Here is a 4,278-nt window from a genome sequence, read left to right on the forward strand (position 1 = left end):
GAAAGTCGATGTACTTTTTCACGAAGCTCACCGGTAAAAAGTGGCGGCACTCGTCGAGCATTCCGCCCCGCCACGCGAAAGCCGGCTGGTCCTGGATGCGCACGTAGGGCACCTTGGCCGTGGCCGCGGGCCGGGCGGGCAGCAGTTGCATCAACGTTTGGCTGCCGTAGAATAGCCCCGGTCCTCCCGCCGCCGTAATGCGGATTCCGGCTTTATCGACCACCAACTGGTAGGCCTCAGGGCTGGTGGTTGCGGCCGTGGCGAGGGTGATTTGCGCCGCTTGGCGGTTGGTAGTGAGCGTAACGGTTTTGCCCAGCGGGGTCAGCATGCCTTGCAGCAGCGTGGCCACGTTGCGTTCGGCCGGGCTAACGGCGTAGATACTTATTTTCTGGGGCAGCGCATAAGTAGCGGCGTAGGCTTTCACCTCCCGCGGCAGGGGTACCAGCCCCAGGGTTTGCGCGGGTATTTCCGATAATTGGGCTAGCGCCAACTGGCTTGTTAGCAGGCCAGCAGTAAGTAGCCCGCACAGCCGGGCTTTCAAGGTAAAGTGGAAGAGCATGCAGGGCTATACTTGAAATTGAAGGAAGCAGCGTAAAAAAAGGAGAAAGGCAACCGTCAGCGTGGCAGCGAAAACAGCTTTCTCTCCCCTCCCCATAGCTTAAAAGTAAAAGAAGCTTCCACCACCTGGCAGTGAAGCTTCTTTTACTTTCAACTGGAAAGAAGGTAATCTATTTGTCCCACCATACCCGGCCGGTTAAGTTGTCGCCGCCCGTTACCGCCGCGCTGGCCGTTCTGTAGTTGTTCGGGTTGGATGTAATCTCCGAAATCGGGTACGTAAAGCGGCGCGGAATCTGCCCGTTGGTTGCGTTGTTAGGGTACACAACTGGCGTGAGCACGGGGTAGCCACTGCGGCGCCAGTTGGCCCACGATTCGTAGAAGTCCAGCATGGTGTTGGTATGCGCCCAGTACTGCGTGTTAATCAGTTGCAGCCCGTTGCCGGCGTTGTAGGGGTTGGCGGCGAGATAGGTGCTGGCCTCGGCCGCCGGTATGGCCATCGTGGCATCGTACTGGCTGAGGTAAGTCATGGCGGCCGTTACGCCCGCGTTGTAGTGCGCGGTGGCGCTGCCCAAGCCCCAACGCTGCGCGGCCTCCGCTAGCAACAGCTCCGACTCGGCGTAGGTCAGCACGAACGTGGGGCCGTTGCGCTTGATCATGCCGGGGTTGGGCGAGGAGTAGTCGGGGAAGTTGGTGTAGTTCGGCTCAGTGGATACATCATAGGCGGCCCGGCCGCTTAGGTCCCGGCCGTTGGGCAAGCCCTTTTGCACCGCTGCCGTCGATAGGGCCGCCGGGTTCTGGATTTTGTTGGCGTCAGACAGGTAGAGCCGCGTGACGGCAATTCGTGAAAGGCGCGGGTCGTTGTTGGTTTTCAAATAATCAATGAAAGTCTTCGACCACTTCACGTAGTAGTGCTCCTGGCCCCCGTCGCCGACCAGCACCTGGCTGTTGCGGTTCTGGGTGGTGCGCCCGCCCACAATGTCGTGCAGCACAAAGGCGTTGTCGGCGTTGCTGAGCATGGTTTTGCCTTGCACCTGGGTGGCGTATGCTTTGGCGGTAGCGTCGTTCACCTTGGTTAGGCGCATCGCCATGCGCAAAATCAAGGTGTTGCCGAAGCGCTGCCACTGCTCGATGTTGCCTTTGTAAAACACATCGTTGGCCGAGATGTCGGCCGCCGGGTCGAGGGCCGCGGTAGCCTCGCTCACTTCCTTCAGCAAGTCGGCATAAATGGCTTCCTGCTTGTCGTATGTGGGCGTGATAATGCCCTTATAATAGCCCTGGCCCGCTTCGAGGTACGGTACGTCGCCGTAGAGGTCGGTAATCCGTTCCATAATCAAGGCCCGCATGATGCGCGCAATCTGGTGGAGGTTTTTGTACTGGGCCTTGCCTTCGGTTAGGGCCACCAGGTCAGTTACCGACTTCACTTGCTCGCTGTAGCTTCTATCCCAGTAGGCGGACGTGTATCCTTCGTTGAGCAGGTATTTGTCGCCGGCCCAGTAGCTGATTACCGTGGCCATGCCCTGCACGAAGCCGGAGCAGTGAATCAGGTTGCCGCGCCAGGTTTCGAACGCAAAGTCCGTGCTGCCCGTGTACGTGAGCTGCGACTGGGTGAGCAGGTAGTTGGCATCAAACGAGCTCTGGGTATACGTGGCCGGATTGGTGTTGACGTCTTCGAAGTTGTCGGTGCAGCCACTGGCCAGCAACAGGGCGGCGCTGGCTAGCACGGAATATTTTGGAAATATGCTTTTCATGGAGAAAGTAGTCGTTGAAGTGAACCGGATAATCAAGCACGAGCCCTAGAATTTGGCGCTCAGGTTGAGTCCCAGCGTCCGGGACGGCGGCACGCCCCCCAATTCCAGGCCCTGCGAGAAGGCGTTGTAGCTTCCCTCCGGGTCGATGTTGTCCGTCAGCCGCCGGATAAAAAACAGGTTCCGGGCCACCAAACTCAGCGTCAGCCGCTGCACTTTGTTGTTGAATAGCGCGCTCGGGAACGAGTAGCCCAGCGTCACCTGCCGCAGCTTGATAAAGCTGGCATCCTGCACAAAGTCCTTGGACACGTTGTTGGCCAACGTGCCGTAATACGTGGCGGCATCCACGTTATTATCGGGGCCGAACGTGCCTTCCCGGTTCACCAGCGTTTCTTTGCGCAAACCAAATATGGTGGCGTAGTAATCGGTGGCCGAGAAAATCTTGGCGCCGAACTTGCCGTCAATCAGCACGCCCAAATTGAAGCGTTTGTAGGTGAAGTCGTTGCTCCAGCCCCCGGTCCAGGGGTGGAAGGCGGTGCCGAATGCCGTTAAGTTGCCGCGCGCCGGGATGCCGTTGGTGGTCAGCACAACGCTACCGTCGGCGCTGTATCTGTAGTCGTAAGCCAGCACCTGCCCAAAGGGCTTATCCACGAGCTGCCCCACAAAGCCCACGCCCGAACGCGACGTAGCGTACACCGACTGCGTTTGGCCGGCCGCCAGCGAGATGACGGTGCTTTTGTTGTAGGCGGCATTGAAGGACGACGTCCAGGTGAAGTCGGCGGTTTTCACGGGCATCACCGTCAGCAGCATTTCCACGCCTTTGTTTTCCAGCTCGCCCGCGTTGAGCACGGCGCCCGTGTAGCCGGAGGTGATAGAGGAAGGCGCATTCACAATTTCGTTGGTCGATTTCTTCTTGTAGAAGGTCAGATCCAGACGCACGCGGCTATCAACAAAGCCCAGTTCGGTGCCCACTTCAATTTCCGAAGCTTCCGACGCCAGCAAGCCCCGGTTCGGGATGTTGGCGTTGTCGGGGTTGCCGAAGGGCACGCCCAGCAGCGTCGACGACGAAAGCGCGTAACTCAGCTGGGTTTGGTAGGGAGTGGTGGCCTGCCCCACTTTCGAGTAGCCCGCCCGGAGTTTACCGAACGACAAAAACGTGGGTTTCCACAACTCGGAAAACACAAACGAGCCGCTTACCCCCGGATAAGTAATGCCCAGGCTGTTGTCGACGCCGGGCGTGGCCAACGTCGAAAACCAGTCGCGCCGGAGGGTAGCCGTCAAGAACAGGAACTCGCGGTACGACAAATCCACGGAGCCGTACACCGACTGCACTTCTTGGTCGCTGAAGATGGGTGTTACTGTCCGGACTTTGGCGTTGCCGAGGGTATTGATGCCGAAAATGGCGAAGTCGTTGCCTGAATTCGAGAAGCCTTCTTGCTTGGTGCGGCGGTAGCTGGCGCCCACGTTGGGCGTGAAGCTGAAAGCCTCACCGACCGTAAAGGTCTTACCCGCTAGCCCGTCGGCGTTGAGGTCCGTAAACCGGGAAGTTATTTCGGTGATGCTGCCCAGCAGGCGGTAGGCCGTACCCGAGGGCACTACGTTGGTGATGCGGTCCGAATAGGCGTCGCGCCCAACCCGGCCCTGAAAAAACAAACCGTTGTCGAGGGTGTAGCGCGCCGACACCGACGAGAGCAGACGCTCCCGCGTGGTGTTATTGATGAAGTTATTGGCCGCGAAATAAGGGTTGGTGTTGTAGACGTTGCCCGTGTTGAAGGTCAGCTCGCTGCCGTCCGCCCTCGTCCCCGGCCGCAGCGTGCGCACGTCCAGGCTGGTGGGCAAAAAGGCCACGTTGAAGTTGGCGTTGCCGGCGCCATCCGACAGAATGGGCCGGTTCTTGGCTTGCTCCAGAATGTAGTTGGCCCGCGCGTCGATGGTCAGGCGCTTAAACGGGTCGAACGTGCCCACAAAGTTGAAC

General features: G+C 59.1%; 2 protein-coding genes and 1 pseudogene. All 3 read right to left on the reverse strand.

Going from position 1 to position 4,278, the window contains the following annotated elements; all coding sequences use genetic code 11:
* A partial coding sequence (locus ACFE7X_RS24955; protein WP_375438389.1) for a glycoside hydrolase family 20 zincin-like fold domain-containing protein occupies window positions 1-559 on the reverse strand: 559 nt, incomplete at its 3' end.
* A 169-nt stretch (window positions 560-728) separates the two neighbouring features.
* On the reverse strand, window positions 729-2,306 hold the full coding sequence (locus tag ACFE7X_RS24960; RefSeq protein WP_375438390.1) for a SusD/RagB family nutrient-binding outer membrane lipoprotein: 1,578 nt from the start codon (window positions 2,304-2,306) through the stop codon (window positions 729-731).
* A 45-nt stretch (window positions 2,307-2,351) separates the two neighbouring features.
* Window positions 2,352-4,278, reverse strand: a pseudogene (locus ACFE7X_RS24965) (SusC/RagA family TonB-linked outer membrane protein); the annotation flags it as partial.

The organism is uncultured Hymenobacter sp. (assembly GCF_964242765.1).
Taxonomy (GTDB): Bacteria; Bacteroidota; Bacteroidia; order Cytophagales; family Hymenobacteraceae; genus Hymenobacter.